The organism is Enterobacter sp. 22466, assembly GCF_052044775.1.
Lineage (GTDB): Bacteria > Pseudomonadota > Gammaproteobacteria > Enterobacterales > Enterobacteriaceae > Enterobacter > Enterobacter dissolvens.
Genome location: NZ_JBQENX010000001.1, coordinates 1 through 25,116, shown reverse-complemented (window position 1 = coordinate 25,116; position 25,116 = coordinate 1). Strand labels below are relative to the sequence as shown.

Annotated in this window: 11 protein-coding genes, 2 tRNA genes and 2 rRNA genes; 4 read left to right on the top strand and 11 right to left on the bottom strand. The window is 55.6% G+C overall.

The window, feature by feature from the left end; translation table 11 throughout:
- Positions 1-13: 13 nt before the first annotated feature.
- From ACTJJI_RS00075 to dnaQ, 3 genes are all read right to left on the bottom strand, one after another.
- Entirely contained in the window at positions 14-14,662 is a 14,649-nt protein-coding gene (locus ACTJJI_RS00075; RefSeq protein ID WP_440652568.1) for an Ig-like domain-containing protein, read from the bottom strand.
- A gap of 481 nt (positions 14,663-15,143) precedes the next feature.
- Positions 15,144-15,220: transfer RNA gene (locus ACTJJI_RS00070), tRNA-Asp, on the bottom strand.
- 131 nt (positions 15,221-15,351) lie between these two features.
- Positions 15,352-16,083 carry a DNA polymerase III subunit epsilon gene (gene dnaQ, locus ACTJJI_RS00065; RefSeq protein ID WP_047360741.1) on the bottom strand — a complete coding sequence of 244 codons (732 nt, stop codon included), beginning with the start codon at positions 16,081-16,083 and terminating at the stop codon, positions 15,352-15,354.
- A gap of 64 nt (positions 16,084-16,147) precedes the next feature.
- Between dnaQ and rnhA the strand changes: the two genes are divergently transcribed.
- Positions 16,148-16,615, top strand: coding sequence for a ribonuclease HI (gene rnhA, locus ACTJJI_RS00060; RefSeq protein WP_014830741.1), 468 nt, complete (start codon positions 16,148-16,150; stop codon positions 16,613-16,615).
- Here the strand turns inward: rnhA and ACTJJI_RS00055 are convergent, their stop codons facing one another.
- Positions 16,616-17,332 (bottom strand): class I SAM-dependent methyltransferase, encoded by a 717-nt coding sequence (locus ACTJJI_RS00055; RefSeq protein WP_440652565.1) that lies wholly within the window; start codon positions 17,330-17,332, stop codon positions 16,616-16,618.
- Between the two features lie 32 nt (positions 17,333-17,364).
- Here ACTJJI_RS00055 and gloB point away from each other — a divergent pair, with 32 nt between their 5' ends.
- Both gloB and mltD read left to right on the top strand, forming a co-directional pair.
- Complete coding sequence (gloB, locus tag ACTJJI_RS00050; protein WP_440652563.1) at positions 17,365-18,123, top strand: hydroxyacylglutathione hydrolase; 759 nt, start codon at positions 17,365-17,367, stop codon at positions 18,121-18,123.
- A gap of 68 nt (positions 18,124-18,191) precedes the next feature.
- Positions 18,192-19,556, top strand: coding sequence for a murein transglycosylase D (gene mltD, locus ACTJJI_RS00045; protein WP_013095686.1), 1,365 nt, complete (start codon positions 18,192-18,194; stop codon positions 19,554-19,556).
- A gap of 49 nt (positions 19,557-19,605) precedes the next feature.
- Here the strand turns inward: mltD and ACTJJI_RS00040 are convergent, their stop codons facing one another.
- From ACTJJI_RS00040 to ACTJJI_RS00030, 3 genes are all read right to left on the bottom strand, one after another.
- Positions 19,606-20,379, bottom strand: coding sequence for a class I SAM-dependent methyltransferase (locus ACTJJI_RS00040; protein ID WP_014830737.1), 774 nt, complete (start codon positions 20,377-20,379; stop codon positions 19,606-19,608).
- A 77-nt stretch (positions 20,380-20,456) separates the two neighbouring features.
- Positions 20,457-21,254 (bottom strand): endonuclease/exonuclease/phosphatase family protein, encoded by a 798-nt coding sequence (locus tag ACTJJI_RS00035; protein ID WP_014830736.1) that lies wholly within the window; start codon positions 21,252-21,254, stop codon positions 20,457-20,459.
- 137 nt (positions 21,255-21,391) lie between these two features.
- Positions 21,392-22,567 (bottom strand): MFS transporter, encoded by a 1,176-nt coding sequence (locus ACTJJI_RS00030; protein ID WP_014830735.1) that lies wholly within the window; start codon positions 22,565-22,567, stop codon positions 21,392-21,394.
- A 104-nt stretch (positions 22,568-22,671) separates the two neighbouring features.
- Between ACTJJI_RS00030 and yafC the strand changes: the two genes are divergently transcribed.
- On the top strand, positions 22,672-23,577 hold the full coding sequence (yafC, locus tag ACTJJI_RS00025; RefSeq protein WP_063412777.1) for a DNA-binding transcriptional regulator YafC: 906 nt from the start codon (positions 22,672-22,674) through the stop codon (positions 23,575-23,577).
- 29 nt (positions 23,578-23,606) lie between these two features.
- Here the strand turns inward: yafC and dkgB are convergent, their stop codons facing one another.
- The 4 genes from dkgB to ACTJJI_RS00005 all read right to left on the bottom strand — a co-directional run.
- Positions 23,607-24,410: a 2,5-didehydrogluconate reductase DkgB gene (gene dkgB, locus ACTJJI_RS00020; protein ID WP_014830733.1), complete on the bottom strand. Its 804-nt coding sequence runs from the start codon at positions 24,408-24,410 to the stop codon at positions 23,607-23,609.
- Positions 24,411-24,573: 163 nt separating this feature from the next.
- Positions 24,574-24,650 (bottom strand) — tRNA-Asp (locus tag ACTJJI_RS00015).
- Positions 24,651-24,705: 55 nt separating this feature from the next.
- Positions 24,706-24,821 (bottom strand): 5S ribosomal RNA (gene rrf, locus ACTJJI_RS00010).
- Positions 24,822-24,885: 64 nt separating this feature from the next.
- Positions 24,886-25,116, bottom strand: a 23S ribosomal RNA gene (locus ACTJJI_RS00005); the annotation flags it as partial.

Genomic DNA, 25,116 nt, shown 5'->3' with positions numbered 1-25,116 from the left:
GGTATTTACTGGGTTACATCATGATTTGGTTATTCTGTAGCAGCGTCACCAAATCCGTTTGCACGTCAGCCAGCGTGACAACCTGCGTAAATCCATGCTGTCCGCCCTGACCGTCACGGTCGATACTGATCACGGTATCACTACCCACAACTTCCACCTTGACGTAGTCAAGTACGCCGCGGGAGGAGTAATCCAGCTCCAGTTTTCCTTCGTCTTCGAAGAAGGAGATAGAACCTTTGTAGTCAAGCAGTTCACTCATATCGAGCAGATCTGCATCACTGTCTTTCACCAGATTACCCACCTTAAAGCCGTGGATCGTGTCATGACCATTGCCACCGGTGCTGTCGTTGCTCAGACCTGCCAACACCTTGTACATCAGCGTATCGTTACCGCCGTTGACCAGGTAGAAGGCGTCGTTGCCACCACGTCCTTCAAACACGTTATTCGCGGAGTTATCCGTAAACGTATCTTGCTGGCTGGAGCCTACGAGACCCTCGATGTTGAGGAGCTTATCGGTGCCGTTACCGGTTGCAGTGCCAGTCCACAGGTTTGCATTGATCGCAGTGGTTGAACGGCTATAGTCAACAACGTCCATACCGGCAGTTTCGCTCCAGACAGGCTTACCGCTCACAATCTGGTTCCAGCCGCCGCCACCGTTGTAGGTGTCATTGCCTGCAGAACCGAAGAAGGTGTCGTTATAGCCCGTCCCGATGATCCCGTTGTTGCCGGAGGTGTTGTTCGCCGCATTGCTGCTTTCCGCCGTCAGTACGTAGGAGTCATGGGCTTTACCTGTTGTCAGGCCACCCCAGTTCTCATTTACCGTACCGTTGGTGTAACCACCAATGCTGCCCGTTGCGCCAACGTGATCCGCTTTACCGTCGGTAATGCGCAGCATCTGCACGGAGTAAACTTCATTCGGATCCAGCCCGAAGAAGCTCACCAGACCCATACTGTTGCTGGAACCAGAGGACTGCGGGTTAATCAACTGGGTTGCCACAAGCTCGCCCGCTGAGTTGTATAACTTCACGGTGTTGCTGTAGAAGGTATTGATGCCGTTGCCGTCAACAATACGGATCTGCAGGCTCGTGCCGTCCGCCGCGATATTGGTGTTTTTCACCAGCATCGTGCGTCCCGCGTCGTCTCTTGCCACGACATCAGCATCTGCGCCAGAACGGTACAGCACCAGGTCCATCGAGCCGTCCCAGTCATAGTCGAGTGCGACGGCACCCGTCATGTTGTTGAACGTCGTGCTACCTGTCAGGCTGACTTTATTGGCGCCCCAATTGTTACTACCGGTATTGGTATACAACATCGGCGAGCCAGTCACGCCAGAGCGTGGCACTTCGATGATGTCCATCTTACCGTCGTGGTTCCAGTCCACTGCCAGCGACGTGCCGCCATCAACGTTATCGCCAAACCACTGCGCCTGGCTGTCCGTTGCATTGAGCTTGCCGGTACCATCGTTCAGATAGATACGGCTCTCGTCGCTGTTACTGCCCCCCTTCGAACCACGGCTCAGGAACAGATCCAGCCAACCATCGTTGTTGTAATCCGCATAGGTCATGGAGATAGACAAGTTACCGTAGTCTTCATGGCCATCGTCACGGAACACGTTCGCGTAGTAGCCAACTTCACCGAAGTTGGTCTTCGACGTCCCGGTAGTCTGATTATACAAGATACCCAGACCGCGGGAGTTGTTGCCGACGAGGTTGCCAGCGCCGTTGTAGTCGATATGTGCCGTAATATCTACGGTACCGTTGTTATCGATATCCACAGCCCCTACTTCGTGCAGCACACTCAGCGACGTTGGCAATGCTCCGCCAGGATGTCCGTCAGAGAAGCCGGAATTGTCCTCGTAACTGAGCGTGCCCTGCGTATTTTTGATGAACGAAATGGAGTCTGCTTCGGAGTCACCCAGCACAAAGTCCAGATAGCCATCACCTTCACGGTCATAGGAAATCACGCCGCCGAGGTGGTTCAGGGTGCCCTGATCCAGCGCCTTCGCGGAGTAACTACCGTCCGCATTCTGCAGCCAGTAGGCGGTACGACCCGCGTTACTATAACTACTGATCTGAGACATGACGTCGGCATAGCCATCGCGGTTAATGTCCGCAAAGGCTGCGGAGTTAACATAACGGCTGTATGACGTGCTATCTACGTCGTAACCCGCACCGTTTTCAGTTGACGGTTGGGCAAGGTACGTTGAATCGTAGTCTTCACGCGTGACGGAGTCATAGACACGTCCGGCGTTAGCGGTCGATGTGCCAGAAGTGCCACGAGCACTATGGAAGAATGACCACAGACCATCCTGACTGATGGTCACCGCAGCGGCGTTCAGACCGCGGCTGTCCGCATCGGTCGTTCCCCCCCAGGTTTGTTCAATCAGCGTACTGCCGCCACCTTCGGTGACACCTGTACTGGTGCTGGCGCTCATGCTTGAGCGGTTGCCCGCCTCATCCCAGACCACAAAGGCCAGGTTATGTGCGCCAGAAGGCAGCGACGTATTCAGACTCCAGGAGCCGTCAGCGTTAGCCTTCACGAAGCCAATGACCTGATCCAGACCTTCCTGATAGGTCCCGTTGTTGTTGACGTCACTCACCAGCGAGACAATCGCCCCCGCTTCTACACGACCGTATTGACCGCTGGAGAAGGTGAACGAATCTCCTGTGGTGGTGTGCTGCGGCACATCTGGCGCCCCGGTAATACCGTTCGGAGAATCCAGATCGATAACCACGTTGTAGCTATCCGCAAACTTCGTGTTCGTACCTGGGTTGCCCGCAACGTCAATGACCTGCAGCTTGAAGCTGTGAGTAGTGCTTGCTGTCGCTTCCGGCAGTACATAGCTCCAGCTCTGGCCGTTAAGTGCCAGCGTTTGCCAGGTTTTGCCGTTATCCAGGGAGATCTGCAGATGCTCACCCGCCTGTAGCGCCGCGCTCAGGTTACCGCTAATGGTCACCGTACGGTCACGGGTGACCATGTCGCTGTTGGTTGCTGTCGCAGCATGGCTGAAGTGATCACCTGTCGTCAGACCATGGCTGGTATCGGTGGTGACTTTGGTGGTCGTAGACAGACCATTCATGTCACTGCCGCCTGTTGCCACCTGCAGCGCCTGAGAATCAGTGCTGCCAACGTTACCGGCGTTATCCACCACGCGAGCCTGAATGGTGTAAGCACCATCATTCAGCGGCGTGTTCTGCATATCCACAGTCCAGGATGTACTGGTCACCGTTGAGGCACGCGTCCAGGTTGCACCGTTGTCGAGGCTAATCTCAACCCATTCGTCCGCCTGCAGGGCTTTCGTCAGCTGACCGTTAATCAACAGCGTGTTATCGCTGGTGACGAAGTCAGTATCTGATGACCCCCGGTCTTCTGAAATAGAGCTGATATTGATAACCGCGTCAGACACGGTGGTATCGACAACAATCGTCCAGGTGTTGCTCGGCGTACTGATGTTGCCCGCCGCATCCGTAGAGGTTGCCACCAGATTCCAGGTGCCTTCAGTCAGCTTGTTCGCGTCAGTGATCTGCAGCGTCCACTGGCCCGTCGTGCTATCGGCCACGGCGGTACCCAGCAGAATGCGCGTTGTCGCATCCACCTGATGGTACACATTCACCGTGCTGCCCTTCTCCGCCGTACCGGTAATTTCCGGCGTGGTGTCGTTGGTAGGTTTGCCGTGGGCAACAGAACCCTGAACCGGGTTAACGTCGTCCAGCACATCCGTAATAACCGGCGCGACAGGCGCAACCGTGTCCACCACCAGATCGAAGTCGATCGGTGTGAGCGGGTTATTCGACGGATCGGTCCCGGTAATACGCAGCGTATGCGCGCCATCACTCAGGCTGCTCAGCGGCGTGAATTCCCAGTCACCGTTGGCATCTGCTTTCACCGTGCCAAGCTGAACGCCACCGACGTCGGTGATGATAATGGTGCTGCCTGCCGTCGCCTTACCGACCAGCTGTACCTGGCTATCGTTCGTGACTTCACCATCGCGAAGCACGCGAGAACCACCCGCTTCCTGGACATCATCCACCACCTGCAGCAGCTGCAGATAGCTTGCGCCCGTGGAAACGTTAACGGTGATATCGTCAACGATCGCACTGCTGTTACCCGCCGGATCCGTTACCTGAGTCGCGAACTGGTGTTCGCCATCAACCAGCGGCGTGGACGGGGTGAACTGCCAGCTACCGTCAGGGTTGGTGACGGTGACTGAACCGATCGCCTGGCCATTATCATAGATAGTGACCGTGCTACCCTGCTCCGCTTTACCCGTGAAGGTCGGTTTGTTGTCGTCCGTGGTCATGCCCTCGGTCAACTGACCTTTCCAGGCCCCCTGATCGTCAGACACCTGCAGGCCGGAAACCGGATTCGGTGCTGTTGAATCAATGGTTACCGTGAACGAACCGCTGCGATCGCTCTCCTGACCCGCGCTGTTGGTATTGGTCACCGTAAAGGTGTAGCTACCGTCAGCCAGTGCCGGAGATGGCGTGAAGCTCCAGGTGCCATCGCTGTTCAGCGTTGTTTTACCTACAACCTGACTGCCGTTGTAGATGGTGATCGTATCGCCCGCAGCACCGTCCGCAGTCCCGTTCAGGGTCGGCGTATCGTCTTTGGTCAACGCATTGTTGGCCAGGTTGATAACGGTTGTGCCGGTATCGTCCAGAACGTTAACGATCGCTGGTGCATCCGGGGTATCGGACATAATGACGTCATAGCTGTCAGCTGGTTTCGCCACGTTGCCAACCCGATCGGTTTCCGTCACGGTCAGTTTGTTGATGGAGTCACCGTACAGAGACTCAGATGGCGTCAGTTCCCATTTGCCGTTCTGATCAACCGTGGTGGTACCCAGTACCTTCGTGTTGCCGTCTTTATCGGTGGTGTAGACCGTAATGACGTTGCCCGCTTCCGCACCAGAGCCGCGGATCACCGGACGTGAGTCATCCAGTACGCCGCCATCCGCAACAATACCCTGAACGTTACCCACGTTATCCGTGACGGAATCAATGGTCACTTTGCTCGCATCCGGCGCGGTGTAGTCGGTAGTCAGCACGAAGTCCGCAGACTTGTCACTGACGTTGCCGGCTTCATCTGTGGCCGTCACGTAGAAGGTGTTTTTACCTTCCGGTAACTTGCTGCCCGGTTTGAAGTTCCATGCACCGTTGCTGTTCGCGGTGACTGTACCCAACAGGGTGCCGTCAACGGTGTAAATATTGACGGTGCTGCCCGCTTCAGCCGTACCGTGCAGGATTGGCTGCGGATCGTCAGTAACATCGTTGCTGTTCAAATCGTCCTTAACGGTACCCACCTGATCTTCCGCGTAATCAATGCTCGGACGATTCGGTGCTTTACTGTCAATTTCGAAACTGAAGGTGCTGGAGGTATCCTCTTTGCCGGTCAGATCTTTAGCGGTCGCCGTAATGTTGTGTACGCCATCGCCCAGATCGCTGGTTGGAGTGAATGTCCAGTTACCGCTGGCATCTGCCGTCACGGTGCCCAGCACCACGCTGCCATCTTTGATGGTCACGATGCTGCCTGCTTTTGCCTTACCGATAATGTCCGGACGGGCATCGTCAGTCACATCATTGGCCTTCAGTTCGCCAGTTACGGTGCCTTTATCGTCCATCACGCGAACGATAGTGACCGGTACGCTGGAGGTATCAAGCGTGACGGTGACACCGGCATTTTCAGCCCCCAGGTTGCCTGCTGAATCTTCAGCACGCGCGGTGAAGGTGTATTCCCCATCCGCCAGAGAACCGGTGGTATAAGTCCAGTTACCGTTCGCGTCTGCAACCGCAGTACCGTTTTCCTGGCCGTTCACATAGATGTGAACAACGCTGCCTGGCTCTGCTTTACCGCTGATCGTCGGTGTCGCATCGTCAGTGGTATCGCCATTGGACAATGTACCGGTCTTCGGACCTTCGTTATCGCTCACGATAAAGCCTGTGACCTCACCCGGCGCGCTGGTATCCACCGTGATTGGGAAGCCGCCAGTCTGCGGGCTTACCTGACCAATGTCGTTAATCGCTTCCGCGACAAACGTATGAACGCCGTCCGCCAGTTTCGGCGTATTGAAGCTCCATTTGCCCTGGGCATCGGCCTTGGTTTCACCCAGCAGGGTGGTACCGTTCGGGCCGCCATAAATGCGAACCGTAACACCGGCTTCAGCCGTACCCGTCAACAACAGAGTGTTGTCGTTGGTTGTCGCATCCTTTTGTAATGGGCCGGTATGCGGCGCAACATCATCTTCCACACTGCTCAGGGTCGGTGGCAGCGGCTGACCGCCCGCATCGATCTGAATAATGTATTCCGGTGATGCCGCCGTGGTGTTACCCACGCTGTCGGTCTCTTTCACCGTCAGGTTGTACGTCCCGTCAGGCAGGGCTTTCGTGACCTGAAGTTCCCAGGTACCGTCAGCCTGTACTTTCGCGGTGCCAATCACCTTGTCACCGTTGTAGACGGTGATGGTGTTGCCCGGCTCTGCGCCCGTCCCCTTGATCAGCGGCGTGTTATCGTCCGTCTTACCACCCGAGGCAATCGATCCGATGACAGAACCAAAATCATCCACCACATCGGTAATGCTCACTTTGCTCACGTCCGGGGCGGTGAAGTCCAGGGTCAGGACAAAGTCGTCCGATGCCACACTGGTGTTACCGGCTTTGTCGGTCGCCGTCACGTGGAAGCGGTGCTCGCCTTCCGGCAGTTTCGCCACCGGCGAGAAGCTCCAGGTGCCGTCAGCCTTCGCCGTCACTTCGCCCAGCAGGCCGTTCTGATCGTAGATCTTCACGGTGCTGCCCGCTTCCGCCTTGCCGCTCAGGGTTGGCGTCGGGTCATCGGTGCTGCCGCCGTTCGCCAGGGTGCCCTGCACGCTGCCCACGTCGTCCAGCGCCGCGTCGATGGTCGGTTTCACCGGTGCATCGGTGTCGATGGTCACGGTCCAGCTGCTGCTGCTTGACTCGTTGCCCATCGGGTCCTTCGCCGTGGCGGTGAAGGTGTGGTCGCCGCGGCCCAGGTCCACGCTCGGCGTGAAGCTCCAGGTGCCGTCTGACCCCGCGGTGGTGGTGCCCAGCACGTTGCTGCCGTCCATGATGGTCACGGTGCTGCCCGCCTTCGCCGTGCCGCTGATTTGCGGACGGGTGTCGTCGGTGAGCGCGCCCTGCGACAGGCTGCCGGTGACGCTGCCGGTGTCGTCAGTCACGCCGGTGATTTCCACCTTGCCCGGGACCACGTCAACGGTGATGACCACATGCGAGCCTTCCGGCCCGGTGTTGCCCGACGGATCGGTGACGGTGGTGGTCAGGTCGTGTGCGCCGTTCGCCAGCGGCTGGTCCGGGGTGTAGCTCCAGGTGCCGTCCGGGTTCACCTTCGCGGTGCCGATGACCTGGCCGTTGTCGATGATGTTCACCGTGCTGCCCGGCTCGGCCTTACCGCTCAGGGTCGGGGTGTTGTCATCGGTGGTGTCGCCGCTCACGACCGGGCCCTGGTACGCACCGACGTTGTCGGTGACCAGCAGGTCAGAGGCTGCGTCCGGGGCTTTTGTATCAATCACGATACCGAAGCCGCCGGTTGGCTCACTGGTGCGGCCCACGCCGTCGGTGACGGTGGCGGTGAAGTTATGGCTGCCGTCTGCCAGCGCCGTATCCGGCGTGAAGCTCCAGCTGCCGTTGCTGCCCACGGTGGTGGTGCCAATCAGACGACCGTTGTCGTAGATACTGATGGTGCCGCCCGCCACGCCGCTGCTGCCGCTCAGGGTCGGGGTGGTGTCGTTGGTGACGTCACCCTTCTGCAGGTAATCCGCATGCGGGGCCACGTCGTCATAGACGGTGTCCAGCGTCGGTGCCTGCGGCGGTACGGTGGCCACGTTGATGATGTACTCACCGGACGGACCGGAGACATTGCCCACGCCGTCGGTCTCTTTCGCCGTCAGGGTGTACGTCCCGTCCGGCAGCGGCGTGGTCGGTTCGAGGGACCAGGTGCCGTCGGCCTGCACTTTCGCGGTGCCAATGACCTTGTCGCCGTTGTACACGGTGATGGTGTTGCCCGGCTCTGCGCCCGTACCTTTGATCAGCGGACGGTTGTCGTCGGTTTCCCCGCCGGAGGCAATCACGCCTGCGGTGTTCACGTCGTCGTAGACTTCGGTGATCGCCAGCTTGCTCGCATCCGGGGCGGTGTAGTCCAGGGTCAGAACGAAGTCGTCTGACGCAGAACTGGTGTTGCCCGCCTTGTCGGTCGCCGTCACGTGGAAGCGGTGCTCGCCTTCCGGCAGTTTCGCCACCGGCGAGAAGCTCCAGGTGCCGTCGGCTTTCGCCGTCACCTCGCCCAGCAGGCCGTTCTGATCGTAGATCTTCACGGTGCTGCCCGCTTCCGCCTTGCCGCTCAGGGTCGGGGTCGGATCGTCGGTGGTGCCGCCGTTCGCCAGGTTACCCTGCACGCTGCCCACGTCGTCCAGCGCCGCGTCGATGGTCGGTTTCACCGGTGCATCGGTGTCGATGGTCACGGTCCAGCTGCTGCTGCTTGACTCGTTGCCCATCGGGTCCTTCGCCGTGGCGGTGAAGGTGTGGTCGCCGCGGCCCAGGTCCACGCTCGGCGTGAAGCTCCAGGTGCCGTCTGACCCCGCAGTGGTGGTGCCCAGCACGTTGCTGCCGTCCATGATGGTCACGGTGCTGCCCGCCTTCGCCGTGCCGCTGATTTGCGGACGGGTGTCGTCGGTGAGCGCGCCCTGCGACAGGCTGCCGGTCACGCTGCCGGTGTCGTCAGTCACGGCGGTGATTTCCACCTTGCCCGGGACCACGTCAACGGTGATGACCACGTGCGAGCCTTCCGGCCCGGTGTTGCCCGACGGATCGGTGACGGTGGTGGTCAGGTCGTGTGCGCCGTTCGCCAGCGGCTGGTCCGGGGTGTAGCTCCAGGTGCCGTCCGGGTTCACCTTCGCGGTGCCGATGACCTGGCCGTTGTCGATGATGTTCACCGTGCTGCCCGGCTCGGCCCTGCCGCTCAGGGTCGGGGTGTTGTCATCGGTGGTGTCGCCGCTCACAACCGGGCCCTGGTACGCACCGACGTTGTCGGTGACCAGCAGGTCAGAGGCCGCGTCCGGGGCTTTTGTATCCACCACGATACCGAAGCCGCCGGTCGGTTCACTGGTGCGGCCCACGCCGTCGGTGACGGTGGCGGTGAAGTTATGGCTGCCGTCTGCCAGCGCCGTATCCGGCGTGAAGCTCCAGCTGCCGTTGCTGCCCACGGTGGTGGTGCCAATCAGACGACCGTTGTCGTAGATACTGATGGTGCCGCCCGCCACGCCGCTGCTGCCGCTCAGGGTCGGGGTGGTGTCGTTGGTGACGTCACCCTTCTGCAGGTAGTCCGCATGCGGGGCCACGTCGTCATAGACGGTGTCCAGCGTCGGTGCCTGCGGCGGTACGGTGGCCACGTTGATGATGTACTCACCGGACGGACCGGAGACATTGCCCACGCTGTCGGTCTCTTTCGCCGTCAGGGTGTACTTCCCGTCCGGCAGCGGCGTGGTCGGCTCCAGGGACCAGGTGCCGTCGGCCTGCACTTTCGCGGTGCCAATGACCTTGTCGCCGTTGTAGACGGTGATGGTGTTGCCCGGCTCTGCGCCCGTACCCTTGATCAGCGGACGGTTGTCGTCGGTTTCTTCGCCGGAGGCAATGACGCCTGCGGTATTCACGTCGTCATAGACTTCGGTGATAACCACTTTGCTGGCATCAGGTGCGGTGTAGTCGGTGATCAGCACAAAATCGTCTGATTCCGGGCTGGTGTTACCGGCCTTGTCGGTTGCGGTGGTGGTGATATGGTGCTCACCCTCTGGCAGCGCGGTGGTTGGCGTAAATTGCCAGCCGCCATTTTCATCCACCACGGTAGAACCAATCAGTTCGCCATTATCATAAATATCGACACGGCTGCCCGGCTCTGCGGTACCGTTAAAGGTCGGGTTTGCGTCATCCGTGGTGCTGCCGCTGCTCAGATCGCCACGGCTGGAACCCACATCATCTGTCGCCAGACCAATCACCGGTTTTTCCGGTGCTACGGTATCGATAGTGATATCGAAGGACGGAGAAGTGACGTCATTACCCGCAGGATCGGTGGAAATCACGGTCAGGCTGTGATCGCCATCGGCCAGATCCTGTTCAGGGGTAAAGGTCCAGTTGCCATCCGGATCCACTACGGTGGAGCCCAGTACATCGTCGCCATCCATGATGGTTACGGTGCTGCCCGGCTTACCTTTACCGCTCAGTTCAGGACGTGCGTCATCGGTCACGGTGCCTGGCTTCAGGTTGCCCACGATCGGCCCCTGATCATCCACCACTTCCCCCACGGTAACCTGGTTTGGATCCGGATCGACGGTAAAAGAGATCCCCGGAGACGGTTCACTGGTGTTGCCTGACGGATCGGTCACGGTAGTGGTGATCTCATGATCGCCTTTAGCCAGAGGCTTGTCTGGCGTATAGGACCATTTACCTTCGTCATCAACGATGACGGAACCGATCTTCTCGTCGTTATCGTAGATGTCCACCACGCTGCCCGGCTCGGCTTCGCCGCTCAGGGTCGGGGACTGATCGTCGGTGGTGTCGCCTGGACCTACCGGCCCCTGCTTGTCGCCCACGTTATCATTGATAACGATATTTTCTGCCGGAGACGGTGCCGCAGTATCAATCACGATCGGGAAGCTGCCGCTGGTGCGCGCGTTGCCCGCTGCGTCAGTCGCCGTGACGGTGAAGGTGTGCTGACCATCCGCCAGCGCGGTATCCGGGGTGAACGACCACTTACCGCTGCTGTCCGCCTTGACGGTGCCAATCACTTTCCCGTTGTCGAGGATAGACACAACGTCGCCCGGTGCAGCGCTGCCGCTCAGGGTTGGGGTGGTGTCGTTGGTGGTTTCGCCTTTCTGCATTGGGCCGACGTGCGGCTCGGCGTTGTCCACCACGCTGTTGATGGACGGCTCGGTGCTGACCGGGATCAGAACAGTAATGTCGTAAGACGGTGCTTCACCCGCTACGCGATTGCCTACTGCGTCCTGGGTTTCCAGCGTCAGCTGATTAAGCCCTTCCACCAGCGGTGTATCCAGTGCCAGCGTCCAGTTGCCTTCACTGTCGACCACGGCTGAGCCCAGCAGATGTTTGCCGTTAGCATCCGTGCTGTAAACGAAGACGGTGCTTCCCGCTTCACCAATACCATTGATAACCGGTTTGCTGTCATCGGTGATTTCACCGCTGGCCACGTTACCCTGACGGCCGCCAACATCATCCATTACGGACGTAATGTTCAGTACATCGCTGCTTGCCACTGGTGGGGTGTAGTCGGTCACCAGCACAAAATCATCCGATTCCGGACCGGTGTTGCCCGCTTCATCCGTTGCGGTGGTGGTGATATGGTGCTCACCTTCTGGCAGAGGTGTGGTTGGCGTGAACTGCCAGGCGCCGTTGTCGTCCGCAATCGTCGAACCAATATGCTCACCGTTATCATAAATATCGACACGGCTGCCCGGCTCTGCAGAGCCGTTGAAGGTTGGGTTTGCGTCGTCGGTGGTGCCGCCGTTGCTCAGATCGCCACGAATTGTTCCCACATCATCCGTTGCGGATCCCAATACAGGTTTTTCCGGGGCAGTCGCATCAACGGTAATATCAAAGGACGGAGAGCTCACCTCGTTTCCGGCCGGGTCTTTGGAAATCACGGTCAGGCTGTGATCGCCATCGGCCATATCCTGTTCAGGGGTAAAGGTCCAGTTGCCATCCGGATCCACCACGGTGGAGCCCAGTACATCGTCGCCATCCATGATGGTCACGGTGCTGCCTGGCTTACCTTTACCGCTCAGTTCAGGGCGGACATCATCGGTCACGGTGCCTGGCTTCAGGTTGCCCACGATCGGGCCCTGGTCATCCACCACTTCACCCACGGTAACCTGGTTTGGATCCGGATCGACGGTGAAGGAGATCCCCGGAGACGGTTCACTGGTGTTGCCTGACGGATCGGTTACGGTGGTGGTGATCTCATGATCGCCTTTAGCCAGAGGCGTGTCTGGCGTGTAGGACCATTTACCTTCGTCATCAACGATGACGGAACCGATCTTCTCGTCGTTGTCGTAGATGTCCACCACGCTACCCGGCTCGGCTTCGCCGCTCAGGGTCGGGGACTGATCGTCGGTGGTGTCGCCTGGACCTACCGGTCCCTGCTTGTCGCCCACGTTATCATTGATAACGATATTTTCTGCCGGAGACGGTGCCGCAGTGTCAATCACGATCGGGAAGGAGCCGCTGGTGCGCGCGTTGCCCGCTGCGTCAGTCGCAGTGACCGTGAAGGTGTGCTTGCCATCCGCCAGCGCAGTATCCGGGGTGAACGCCCACTTCCCGTTGCTGTCCGCCGTGACGGTACCAATCACTTTCCCGTTGTCGAGGATAGACACAACGTCGCCCGGTGCAGCGCTGCCGCTCAGGGTTGGGGTGGTGTCGTTGGTGGATTCGCCTTTCTGCATTGGGCCGACGTGTGGCTCGGCGTTGTCCACAACGCTGTTGATGGACGGTGCAGTACTCACCGGGATCAGCAGATTGATGTCGTAAGACGGCGCTTCACCGGCAACGCGGTTGCCCGCCGGGTCCTGCGTCTCCAGGGTCAGCTTGTTCAGGCCTTCCGTCAGTGGGGTTTCTGGTGTCAGGCTCCAGGTGCCATCACTGCCTACCACCGCTGTACCAATCAGGTGTTTGCCGGAAGAGTCGGTGGTGTAGACAAAGACGGTGTTCCCGGCTTCACCGATACCGCTGATAAGTGGTTTGCTGTCATCGGTGATGTCACCGCTGGCTACATTGCCCTGACGATCGCCTACGTCATCCGCAACGGCGGTAATATTCAGAACATTTGCTGAAGCATCAGGCGCGGTAGTGTCAACTTCAAACTCCAGCGCTTCCGAGGGATCGCTGGTATTGCCCGCCTTATCCGTCTGCGTAACGGTGATACTGTGATCGCCTTCACCCAGCGGTTTCTCTGGTTTCAGCGTCCAGTTGCCTTTATCGTCAATAACGGTTGTGCCAAGCACCTCGTCACCATCATAAATGGTCACGGTGTCGCCCGGTTCACCTTTACCGCTGAATACCGGACGGGTTTCATCCGTGACGTCACCGCCTTTCAGCTGGCCCGTAATCGGCCCGGTATTATCCTGGGCATCGGCCATATCCGGTTTGGCTGGCGGCGTGGTATCCACAATAATCTGAATCGGATCGGAAGGATCGCCTTCATTGCCGAGCGGATCTTCCTCAACGACCACGACATTATGTTCACCCTCGGTAAGTTCATCCTTAGGTGTAAATGACCATTTACCTTCGTCGTCGACGATAACCGAGCCGATCTCTTTATCATTGTCTTTGATAATGATGGTATTGCCCGGTGTTCCCTCTCCACTGAAAGAAGGCTGACTGTCATCCGTTACATCACCCGGTTTGAGCGGACCGGTTACCGGACCGGTATTGTCAATGACCTCAGGCGTTTCTGCTTTTCCCGGAGGTTCAGTCAATACAATAAAATCACGCTCGTCAGACGGTTCGCTGACGTTACCCGCTTTATCCGTCTGGCTGACCGTGATGCTGTGGCTACCGTCAGTGAGGTTTTCGGAAGGTTTGAAATACCAACGGCCATCCTCGTTAACGGTGGTTTCGCCGATCTTTTTACCGTTATCGTAAATGGTGATCGTCGCCCCCGCTTCACCGGTACCGCTCATTTCTGGTTTCGGATCGTCGGTGTAAGCATCATCATGAATTTCACCGGTGGTTTTACCCACTTTGTCCATGATGTGTTCAATCGTCGGCGCTTTTGGCGCAACCGTATCAACGACGATGACAATCGGGTCTGATGGAGGACTCGCGTTGCCGTCAGGATCTTTTTCCACGACGGTCAGCTCGTGCTCACCTTCACCCAGTGGCTTATCAGGCGTATAGCTCCACTCGCCTTCATCATCGACGATAACAGAGCCAATCTCTTTGTCGTTATCGTAGATATGGATGGTATCACCAGGCTTACCTTTACCGCTCAGCGTCGGCGTTGAGTCATCGGTCGTATCACCTGATTTTAACGGGCCTTTGATTGAGCCTTCATCATCCATCGTGGTGCCGATGCTCGGCTTATCAGGCGTGGAGTGGTTATCGCCGTCGTCGTTGTCCATCTCAGACAACGCGAAAGCAGCCCCCACACCCGCAGCAGCAAGCGCAAACCATCCCAACATACCAAACAGCATGTCGTTGTCGTCATCCGGTGCCGTCAGAAGAGGGCCACCCGCTCCCAGCGGTTCGCCCCCTAACGCCACAGGAGACATGCTGCCATCCGCCATCAGATAACCGGTGTCGTAGCTGTCACCAGACAGAGGAACATAGGCGTAGAGTAATCCATCTTCCGCCATGCCCATCAGGACCGGATTCGTAGGATCACCATTGAAGTAATCTTCAATAATTATGCTTGGCTGTGTATCGCCTTCCTGAATAATGTGCAACGCCTTGTCTACGCGCTGCAGCGTAATATTTTCTGGTGCGAAGTCGTCGTTAAAATTCTTCAATAAATATTTATTGCCGGGGATAAGTTTCACCTTAACCGTCCGGCCTGCTTCTGCCGTCAACAACCGAGTTTTTCCGTCTCCGTTATTGACTGCTAAAATGACTTTATTATCCGTCATACTTAAAGTCCTTGGTAAATTTCACTCGCTAAATTAAGGATGTATAAACATTTTTGTTGGTACACCCTGCACTGCCTTACGTTGATGGCTTCCTGAAATAATCCATGTCCATAGGGTTCATCGACATGATGCTTAAAAATATCATGCCGGGCTTCTTTATATGGTTAGGAATAAACTACGTAACGCTCTACGCAGCAATAGGAATAGTTAACATCACTACAGGCATTATTGAGAGAACAAGGAATAATGGCAGAAGAGAATAATTTACCTTAAAGAACTTACACCAAAAGAATAATAAATCAAATTGAATATATTAATAAAAATATAAGAAGCGGATGTTTTTATAAAAAATCAATTGAATAGCGATGCAGCCGTTCGCCGCATGATGACGACAACGAGACCGGATGGAAGAGAGAAAATCAGGATTCAGGAAACGTAGAAATGAAAAGGCCCACGTTATAAATAACGTGGGCCTGAATAGTGGCGGAACGGACGGGACTCGAACCCGCGACCCCCTGCGTGACAGGCAGGTATTCTAACCGACTGAACTACCGCTCCACTGTTCCCGTTTGGGGAACGAGGCGCATATTACGGTGTGCCTCTGGAGTCGTCAACGCTTTTTCTCACGTTTTGAATCGTTTGCTGCAAAAATCACCCAAACGATGATTTTACAGGCGTTCTGGCGTTTTTCAGGCGCGCCACATACAGCTTCCGCCCTTCTTCTGCACCAGATCCAGACGGGATTCGTGATCAAGTAACTCTGCATCACTGGCTAAAACGACCCGCAAACGGCTGGCCTGGCGAACCACGCGCTGAATTCCCGCTTCGCCCTGCGTCTGCTGGGATTCATTCTCCATGCTGAACTTCATTGACGTCTGGCCACCGGTCATCGCCAGATAGACATCCGCCAGAATCTGGGCATCGAGCAATGCGCCGTGCAGCGTTCGCTTGGTGTTGTCTATCTCATAGCGCGAACAGAGTGCATCGAGGCTGTTACGCTTGCCGGGAAACATCTTCCTGGCCAGCGCCAGGCTGTCAGTGACCTTGCAGAAGGTGTTCGTTTTCGGAATATCGCGCTGGAGCTTACTAAACTCATAGTCCATAAAGCCGATATCGAACGAGGCGTTGTGGATGATGAGCTCGGCACCCTTGATGTAGTCCAGGAACTCGTCTGCCACCTCGGCGAAGGTGGGTTTATCCAGCAAGAACTCATCGGCAATACCGTGAACACCAAACGCCTCTGGATCCACCAGCCGATCGGGCTTGAGGTAGACGTGGAAGTTGTTTCCCGTCAGACGACGGTTCACCACTTCAACGGCACCGATCTCAATGATCTTGTGTCCTTCGTAGTGCGCGCCGATCTGGTTCATACCGGTGGTTTCGGTATCAAGAACAATCTGGCGAGTAATTGCAGTGCTCATAGCGGTCATTTATGTCAGACTTATCGTTTAACTGAACGTTTCAAATACAGGAAGTCTACCAGAGATGCGCAAACAGGTAGAAATTTTCACCGATGGATCTTGTCTCGGTAACCCAGGGCCTGGCGGCTATGGCGCGATTATGCGCTATCGTCAGCACGAAAAAACTTTTAGTGAAGGGTATTTCCTGACCACCAACAACCGCATGGAGTTAATGGCGGCCATCGTGGCGCTGGAAGCCTTAAAAGAACATTGTGACGTGGTGCTCAGTACCGACAGCCAGTACGTGCGCCAGGGGATCACCCAGTGGATCCACAACTGGAAAAAACGTGGCTGGAAGACGGCAGATAAAAAGCCGGTCAAGAACGTCGATCTCTGGAAACGGCTTGATGCGGCGCTGGGCCAGCACGAGATCAAATGGGAATGGGTCAAAGGCCATGCCGGCCACCCGGAAAACGAACGCTGCGACGAACTGGCACGGGCCGCGGCATCCAATCCTGCACATGAGGATGCGGGCTATCAGCCAGAGTCCTGATCACAGTTTTCTGTACTGTCGCGTGGCACCTACGGTCTGGCGGATCGGCGTTTTCGATTTGCTCTGCTTCATCGGGTTAAGCGTAAGGGGAATGGTCCGCTTACGCGCGACAATGAACTGCATGCAGCCTAATGCGGGCAGATGGGTACTGAGTAAAACCCCGCCCCGCCGCGCCCAGGGCAGCACCTGAAAACCACCGTAGCTGAGCACTTCAAAATTCAGCAGCGAAAGCCAGTCCAGCTGGCGCATCATGGTGAACATCCGACTGTTATAAGGGGGAGTGCGGCGTAACACGGGCACCAGCTTGCGCAGCCCCATCAGGCTCAGCGGATTAAACCCGCTTATCACCAGCCAGCCGTCATCTATCAGCACGCGATCGGCTTCACGCAGCATGCGGTGAGGATCGCTGCACCAGGGCATCGTATGCGCCAGCAGGCACGCATCAACCGACTTCTCCGCAAACGGCAGGTGTAAAGGATCCGCTTTCACCTGAACCGGCGATCCGCCGAGAGAGACATTGACCTGATGCGAGATAGCGCAGCTTTCGGTATTGATTTCCGCGCTGAGATTGCCAATCTTAAGCAGGTGAAAGCCATACATTTTTGCGAGCCACGGCTTAAGCTGTAGTTCTAACGCCTCGCGATAGTATTCACCCCAGGGCAATTCCGCCCAACGTTCCGGTGCTGCGACAGTCTGAGGTATCCTTGCCGGTTTCATCAAAACACCTGCCACGCTATAAGAGGTAATGTATGAATCTTATCAGTATTCCTGCCTTTGAGGACAATTACATCTGGGTTTTAGTTGACGACGAGCGTCGATGCGTCATCGTCGACCCCGGTGAGTCCGCCCCGGTTCTGCAGGCCATAAAAGAGAATGGCTGGCATCCCGAAGCCATCCTTCTGACCCACCATCATCACGATCACACCGGCGGTGTGCCTGAGTTGCGCGCCCGGTTCCCGCATCTGGTGGTTTACGGACCGGCAGAGGCACAAGATAAGGGAACCACGCAAGTAGTCGAAGAAGGCGAAAATATCCTCATACACGAGTGGGAGTTTTCCGTATTTGCTACACCAGGTCACACTTTGGGACATCTGTGTTTCTACAGCAAACCTTATCTGTTTTGCGGTGATACGCTGTTTTCTGGCGGCTGTGGAAGACTGTTTGAAGGCACACCAGCCCAGATGTATCAGTCTTTACAGAAGATTAACGCCTTACCCGACGATACCGTTATTTGTTGCGCCCATGAGTATACATTAGGAAATATGAAGTTTGCGGTGAGCATTTTACCCGAGGATCGGGCGATTCAGGATTATTATCAGAAAGTGAAGGAGTTACGTGCAAAAAACCAAAAAACACTCCCCGTAATTCTGAAAAACGAGCGTAAAATTAATTTATTTCTCAGAACAGATGATGTTGATTTAATTAATAAAATTAACCAAGAAACAAAATTGCAACAACCAGAACAACGATTTGCATGGTTAAGGTCAAAGAAAGATAACTTCAGATAATTGCGGGTTGCCTTTTCAAAATTTCGCCGTTATCATCGCTCGTCTTTTAAGCAACTATTGACACACACATGAAGGCAAAAGCGATCTTACTCGCCTCTGTCCTGCTTGTAGGTTGCCAGTCGCAGAACGGCAGCAACGTACAACAGCACGCACAGAGCCTTTCTGCAGCTGGTCAAGGGGAAGCAGGGAAGTTTACAAGCTCAGCGCGTTGGTTGGACGATGGGACATCTTTCGCGCAGGATCAAAACTTGTGGACCTCTATTGGCGACGAGCTAAAGATGGGAATTCCGGAAAACAGCCGGATTCGCGAACAGAAACAGAAGTATTTAAGAAATAAGAGCTATCTCCACGATGTAACGTTACGGGCAGAGCCGTATATGTACTGGATAGCCGGGCAAGTTAAGAAACGTAACATGCCTATGGAGCTGGTACTCCTACCCATAGTGGAGAGCGCTTTTGACCCACACGCGACGTCTGGCGCCAATGCCGCAGGTATTTGGCAGATCATTCCGAGCACGGGGCGAAATTACGGTTTGAAACAGACCCGTAACTATGATGCGCGTCGCGATGTTGTCGCTTCCACGACAGCCGCTCTCGACATGATGCAACGTCTGAACAAGATGTTTGACGGCGACTGGTTGTTAACGGTTGCGGCGTATAATAGTGGCGAAGGTCGTGTACTGAAGGCAATGAAAGCGAATAAAGCACGGGGTAAATCCACCGATTTTTGGTCGCTCTCACTGCCACAGGAAACGAAGATTTACGTACCGAAGATGCTGGCGTTGAGTGATATTCTCAAAAACAGCAAGCGTTACGGTGTACAACTGCCAACACCAGACGAAAGTCGTGCGCTGGCGCGCGTTCGCCTCAGCAACCCGGTTGATATTCAACAGGTTGCCGATATGACGGGTATGTCGGTAAGTAAACTGAAAACCTTTAACGCGGGTGTTAAAGGCTCAACGCTGGGGGCGAGTGGCCCACAGTATGTGATGGTTCCGCAGAAACATGCTGAACAGTTACGTGAGTCTTTAGCGTCTGGTGAAATTGCCGCCGTTCAGTCAACGCTGATTGCGGATGCATCATCAGTCAACAGCCGCAGCTATAAGGTTCGTAGCGGTGATACGCTTTCGGGTATTGCATCACGTCTTGGCGTGACAGCAAAAGATCTGCAGCAGTGGAATAACCTGCGCAGCTCAGGCCTGAGAGTGGGTCAGACACTGACGGTGGGTGCGGGTAGCAGCGCACAGCGTCTCGCCAATAACAGCGATAGCATTACCTATCGCGTGCGTAAAGGCGATTCACTGTCCAGTATCGCAAAACGACACGGCGTGAACATTAAAGATGTGATGCGCTGGAATAACGATACTGACAACCTGCAACCAGGCGACCAGCTGACGCTGTTTGTGAAAAACAGCGCCACGCCAGACTCCTGATTACACGATACAAAGATAAAAAGGCACCGATTCCCCTCGGTGCTTTTTTTTACTTCGCTTTTTGCGCTTCAACCATGATGGTATCGCTGGTAAACGAACCGTCATCCTGCAATTCAAAGTAGGCCTTCACCTCTGAGGAAGCACTGTCCTGATACAACCGTATGGCCTGGCTTAACGCGTCCGGGGTGCGCATACGTGCGATCCACGAGCTAAATTCCAGCGGCAGGCGATCGGTTATCAGTGAACGTGAAATTAAACCGGCCTCAGTGATAAACGTTAACCACTCCCCACTCGAGTAATTCTGCACGTGCGAGGTGTCACGCAGCGCTTCAACCGTCTGCAGCCAGATATTCCGTACCGGATGACCCGGAGACATGACATCCATAATGATGGCGGTCCCGCCCGGCTTCAGCACACGTTTGACTTCCCGCAATGCCTGACCGACATCATGCCAGTGGTGCGCGGAGTAACGGCTGATTACCACGTCAAACGATGCCTCTTCGAAAGGTAAGGATTCGGCATAGCCCTGGCGCGTATCGACGTTGTTGAGCCCTTTGGCTTTTGCCGCCTCAGCCACCACTTCCAGCATCTGGCTGGATAAATCATACGCCGTAACCTGAGCCACATGCTGCGCAGCAGTGAAGCTGGCATGCCCTGCTCCACAGCCTAAATCCAGCACGGTCGCCTGCGGGAACGCCGCGAGACGCTCGCCAAGACGCACCAGATCGCGGCCGGAAGCGTGTACGGCGCTGTTCAGATAGGCATTTGCCTGGGAACCAAACTGTTTTTCGACATTGTCGTGATGAGAGTGTGTTGTTGTCATTGTACTGTCCTTGCGTTGGTTAAAATAAAGGGCAGCACTCAACAGGCCTGCCCCACGGCAGACCTGACTCACCATGTTTAATCAGGTTTGCCGGGACTGAATTCTACTAGTAGCGGGTTGTGATCGGAGGCGCGAGTGACCAGAACAGAGGCGTCATGCACACTCAAACCACGATAGAAGACGAAATCGAGAGGACGACCAAACGCTTTCTTGCGCTGGTCATCACTAAAACGGACTTCACGCAGCGACATTTCCCGGGCAAAGCGATACAACGCGTTCATGCGGGGACGGCTCCAGGCATTGAAATCCCCGGCCATAATGATTGGCCCACTGTGATGAGCAATCTGGTCGCCAATGGGAAGTAACTGCTTACTATACACATCCACGCCCAGACTGAAGTTTACCGCGTGGATATTCACGACCATCAGCAGCCGCGTGTCCGGCAACGGATAAACCGTCACCAGTGCCGATTTTGCCAGACGCAGGATTGGCTCGCGCTCGCGCAGCGGACAGCAATAGACCGGATGGGCGGCAGAAAGGGTCATCACGCCAGAGGGATGTTGCGGTAACACAAATGCGGGCACCTGGTCGGCGGCGAGATAGTTAGTGGTCGCAAACCTTACCAGCTCAGGCGTGGTTTGCGCCTCCTGCAGCAGCACCAGATGGGCGTCTTTGCCAAAATTCTTGAGTACGGATAACCACTCCGCACGCTGCTGTTTAAAGATATTCCACACCAGCACCCGAATTTTTTCATCACTGCTTAACGGTGTACCGGCAGGTAATGCCTGGCTGATGCTCGCAAACGACCCCGGAGGTAAGATCCTCTCCGCGGGCATTCCGGCAACATAACGCATGGCATAAGTATTTTTTCGCACTTTTGGAAACAGCCTCTGTAACATGAACCAGCCCGGAAAACGGACTGGTTCTAATGTTATAGGGATTTTAGGTCACACTTTCAACGCAATTACTGAGAAACCTCTTTCCAGTTTTGTAAGCAAGCACTTACTGAGGTTTAACCAAGCGCTACGCGAGAGGGTTTATCAAGGCGTCCGCTCAGACCAATCAGCAGGAAGGCAACGAGAACAATGACGGCACCAATCCACGGGGTTTGGGTTAAGCCGAAGTGTTCCACCGTCTGCCCGCCAACGATGGAACCGATGGCGATACCAATGTTGAAGGCGGCAATGTTCAGACCTGAAGCCACGTCCACCGCATTTGGCGTATAGCGCTCGGCTTTTTGCACCACGTAAACCTGCAGGCCGGGTACATTACCAAAGGCAAAGATACCCATGACCAACACCGTTACCAGCGCGGCGTACTGAATCGATGCCGTGAACTGGAAGATCATCAGCAGGACGACCAGTGCCGCAAAGATAAACTTAAGCGCCGGTACTGCACCATGCTTATCTGCAAGCTTACCGCCCCAGATATTGCCAATGGCCACAGAGACGCCATACCCCAGTAAAATCCAGCTTACCGCTGCCGGAGAGAAGCCAGCCAGATCCTGCATCATTGGAGCAAGGAAGGTGAAAGCAGTGAATACCCCGCCATAACCCAGTGCCGTAACGGCATAAATGATCAGCAAACGAGGATGTGTGAGCACCTTCAGTTGATCGCTCAGGCTTGCGCTTGCACGGCCGGGAATATTCGACGGAACCAGCAGCAGGCTGGCCACCAGGGCAATTACGCCCAGCAAGGAGACCGCGAGGAAGGTTTCACGCCAGCCGAAATGTTGCCCGATGAACGTCCCTAATGGTACGCCGGTGACCAGTGCGACGGTCAATCCACCAAACATGATCGCAATGGCTGATGCGGCTTTCTCTTTCGGCACCAGGCTGGTTGCAATGGTGGAACCGATTGAGAAGAACACCCCATGCGCGAGGCCTGTCAGCAGGCGGGCAATGACCAGCGTCGTGTAGTCCGGCGCCTGCCAGGCCAGAATATTGCCGGCGGTGAAGAGCACCATCAGTGCGACCAGCAGTTGCTTACGCGGGAATCGTCCGGTCAACGCCGTCAGTACGGGCGCGCCGACAGCGACACCCAAAGCATAGATAGAGACCAACAGCCCGGCTGAAGGTAATGAGATAGCAAGCTGGTTAGCGATGGTAGGAACCAGTCCTACAATAACAAATTCAGTCGTGCCAATTGCAAAGGCACTGATCGTCAGGGCAAGTAGCGCCAGTGGCATAAAATACTCCATATCATCAGGATTAAGATGACAGGCAGTATGCGCCAGTGGTTAAATAACAAAAATGGTCAAAATATCAATAGAATTTTGCAGGTGGTGCAACAATGAAAGCAACGTCGGAAGAGCTGACAATCTTTGTCGCCGTCGTCGAAAGTGGCAGTTTTAGCCGCGCGGCAGAGCAGCTGGGGCAGGCAAACTCTGCCGTTAGCCGCTCGGTGAAAAAGCTTGAGATGAAGCTTGGGGTGAGTCTTCTCAACCGAACGACGCGGCAGTTGAGCCTGACGGAAGAAGGTGAACGGTATTTCCGCCGCGTGCAGTCTGTCTTACAGGAGATGGCTGCAGCAGAGACCGAGATCATGGAAACGCGCAGCACACCGCGTGGGTTGCTGCGTATTGATGCGGCCACACCGGTGGTTCTGCACTTTCTGATGCCGTTGATTAAACCTTTCCGTGAACGATATCCGGAGATGACGCTCTCTTTGGTCTCCTCAGAGACCTTTATCAACCTTATTGAACGTAAAGTCGACGTGGCGATCCGGGCGGGAACCCTGACGGACTCAAGCCTGCGCGCACGTCCTCTGTTTGCCAGCTACCGGAAAATCATCGCCTCACCGCAATACATCGCGGAGCACGGTAAACCTGAAACCGTTGAAGAGCTGAAGCAGCATCTGTGTCTGGGTTTCACGGAGCCGGTATCACTGAATACCTGGCCTGTCGCCTGCCCTGACGGTCAGCTGTATGAGATCACCTGCGGGTTGTCCTCCAACAGCGGGGAAACGCTGAAGCAGCTGTGTCTCGAAGGAAACGGGATCGCCTGTTTGTCTGATTACATGATAGATAAAGAAATTGCGCGCGGTGAGCTTGTGGAGTTAATGGCAGATAAACGTTTGCCGGTAGAGATGCCTTTCAGTGCGGTTTACTACAGCGACAGAGCCGTGAGCACGCGTATCCGTGCCTTTATCGACTTCCTGAGCGAGCATATAAAAACAGCTCCCGAAGGAGCTGTGTGAGGGTTAAGCGTACAGAGGGTGGGTCAATATTAATCCCAGTCTGGCGCTAAACCTTCCGGGCTCACCAGGCGATCGTTGCATTCCAGGGCAGCGATCGCTTTTTTGTCTTCGTCGTCCAGCTGGAGATCCACCGCTAACAGGTTGCTGGCCAGATTTTCACGCTTCGTTGACGATGGAATAACGGCGTAACCTTCACCCATCGCCCAGGCCAGGATCACCTGTGCAGCCGTCGCGTTATGTTTATCAGCAATACGTGCAATGACTTCATCTTTCAGCGCTTTACCGTATGCCAGCGTCATGTAAGAGGTGATGTGGATGCCGTGCTGTCTGGCCCAGTCCACCACGTTGCGGTTTTGCAGGTAGGGGGACAACTCGATCTGGTTCGTCGCAATGTTCTCTGCACCAACGGCGGCAATGGCTTTTTCCATCAACGGGATGGTGAAGTTGGAAATGCCAATTTCACGGGTTAAGCCCTGCTTTTTCGCTTCCAGCAGCGCCTGCATGAATTCTTCCACAGAAACGGCATCATTCGGAGAAGGCCAGTGGATCAGCGTCAGATCAACATAGTCTGTACGCAGCTTCTTCAGGCTCTCTTTCAGACTTGGGATCAGCTTGTCTTTGCCGAGATTCTCGATCCAGATTTTGGTGGTGATAAAAAGTTCGTTACGCGGTACGCCGCTTTCTTCAATCGCCTGGCCAACCGCAGCTTCATTTTCATAAATCTGCGCGGTATCAATTGCGCGATAGCCAAGTTCAAGGGCGGTTTTGACCGATGCGATAACAACGTCGTCTTTCAGGCGGAAAGTGCCCAGGCCTAATGCAGGGATAGTCATGTCATTCCTCGTTATTTGTAATGTTCGTTAACTGAGGAAGATTATCGCTGCTGGCGTTATGCTGAAAAAGGTCGTAAAACGCAGAGGATTTTTGCTGATTTAGCAATAATTGGGAGGCAGATAAGAAAAAAGCCCTGAGCGTTAACTCAGGGCTTTTAATAAGTGGCGGAACGGACGGGACTCGAACCCGCGACCCCCTGCGTGACAGGCAGGTATTCTAACCGACTGAACTACCGCTCCACCGAAGACTGCTGTAACCACCGGATTAATGCACCGGCTTACTACTTAATTTGATGCCTGGCAGTTCCCTACTCTCACATGGGGAGACCCCACACTACCATCGGCGCTACGGCGTTTCACTTCTGAGTTCGGCATGGGGTCAGGTGGGACCACCGCGCTAAAGCCGCCAGGCAAATTCTGTTATCTGTATCAGGCTGAAAATCGTCTCTCACCGCCAAAACAGCTTCGGCGTTGTAAGGTTAAGCCTCACGGTTCATTAGTATCGGTTAGCTCAACGCATCGCTGCGCTTACACACCCGACCTATCAACGTCGTCGTCTTCAACGTTCCTTCAGGAGACTTTAAGTCTCAGGGAGAACTCATCTCGGGGCAAGTTTCGTGCTTAGATGCTTTCAGCACTTATCTCTTCCGCATTTAGCTACCGGGCAGTGCCATTGGCATGACAACCCGAACACCAGTGATGCGTC

Coding starts and splice junctions, on each gene's coding strand:
- ACTJJI_RS00075 (WP_440652568.1), bottom strand. CDS start 14,662: ATGACGGATAATAAAGTCATTTTAGCAGTCAATAACGGAGACGGAAAA.
- dnaQ (WP_047360741.1), bottom strand. CDS start 16,083: ATGAGCACTGCAATTACTCGCCAGATTGTTCTTGATACCGAAACCACC.
- rnhA (WP_014830741.1), top strand. CDS start 16,148: ATGCGCAAACAGGTAGAAATTTTCACCGATGGATCTTGTCTCGGTAAC.
- ACTJJI_RS00055 (WP_440652565.1), bottom strand. CDS start 17,332: ATGAAACCGGCAAGGATACCTCAGACTGTCGCAGCACCGGAACGTTGG.
- gloB (WP_440652563.1), top strand. CDS start 17,365: ATGAATCTTATCAGTATTCCTGCCTTTGAGGACAATTACATCTGGGTT.
- mltD (WP_013095686.1), top strand. CDS start 18,192: ATGAAGGCAAAAGCGATCTTACTCGCCTCTGTCCTGCTTGTAGGTTGC.
- ACTJJI_RS00040 (WP_014830737.1), bottom strand. CDS start 20,379: ATGACAACAACACACTCTCATCACGACAATGTCGAAAAACAGTTTGGT.
- ACTJJI_RS00030 (WP_014830735.1), bottom strand. CDS start 22,567: ATGCCACTGGCGCTACTTGCCCTGACGATCAGTGCCTTTGCAATTGGC.
- yafC (WP_063412777.1), top strand. CDS start 22,672: ATGAAAGCAACGTCGGAAGAGCTGACAATCTTTGTCGCCGTCGTCGAA.
- dkgB (WP_014830733.1), bottom strand. CDS start 24,410: ATGACTATCCCTGCATTAGGCCTGGGCACTTTCCGCCTGAAAGACGAC.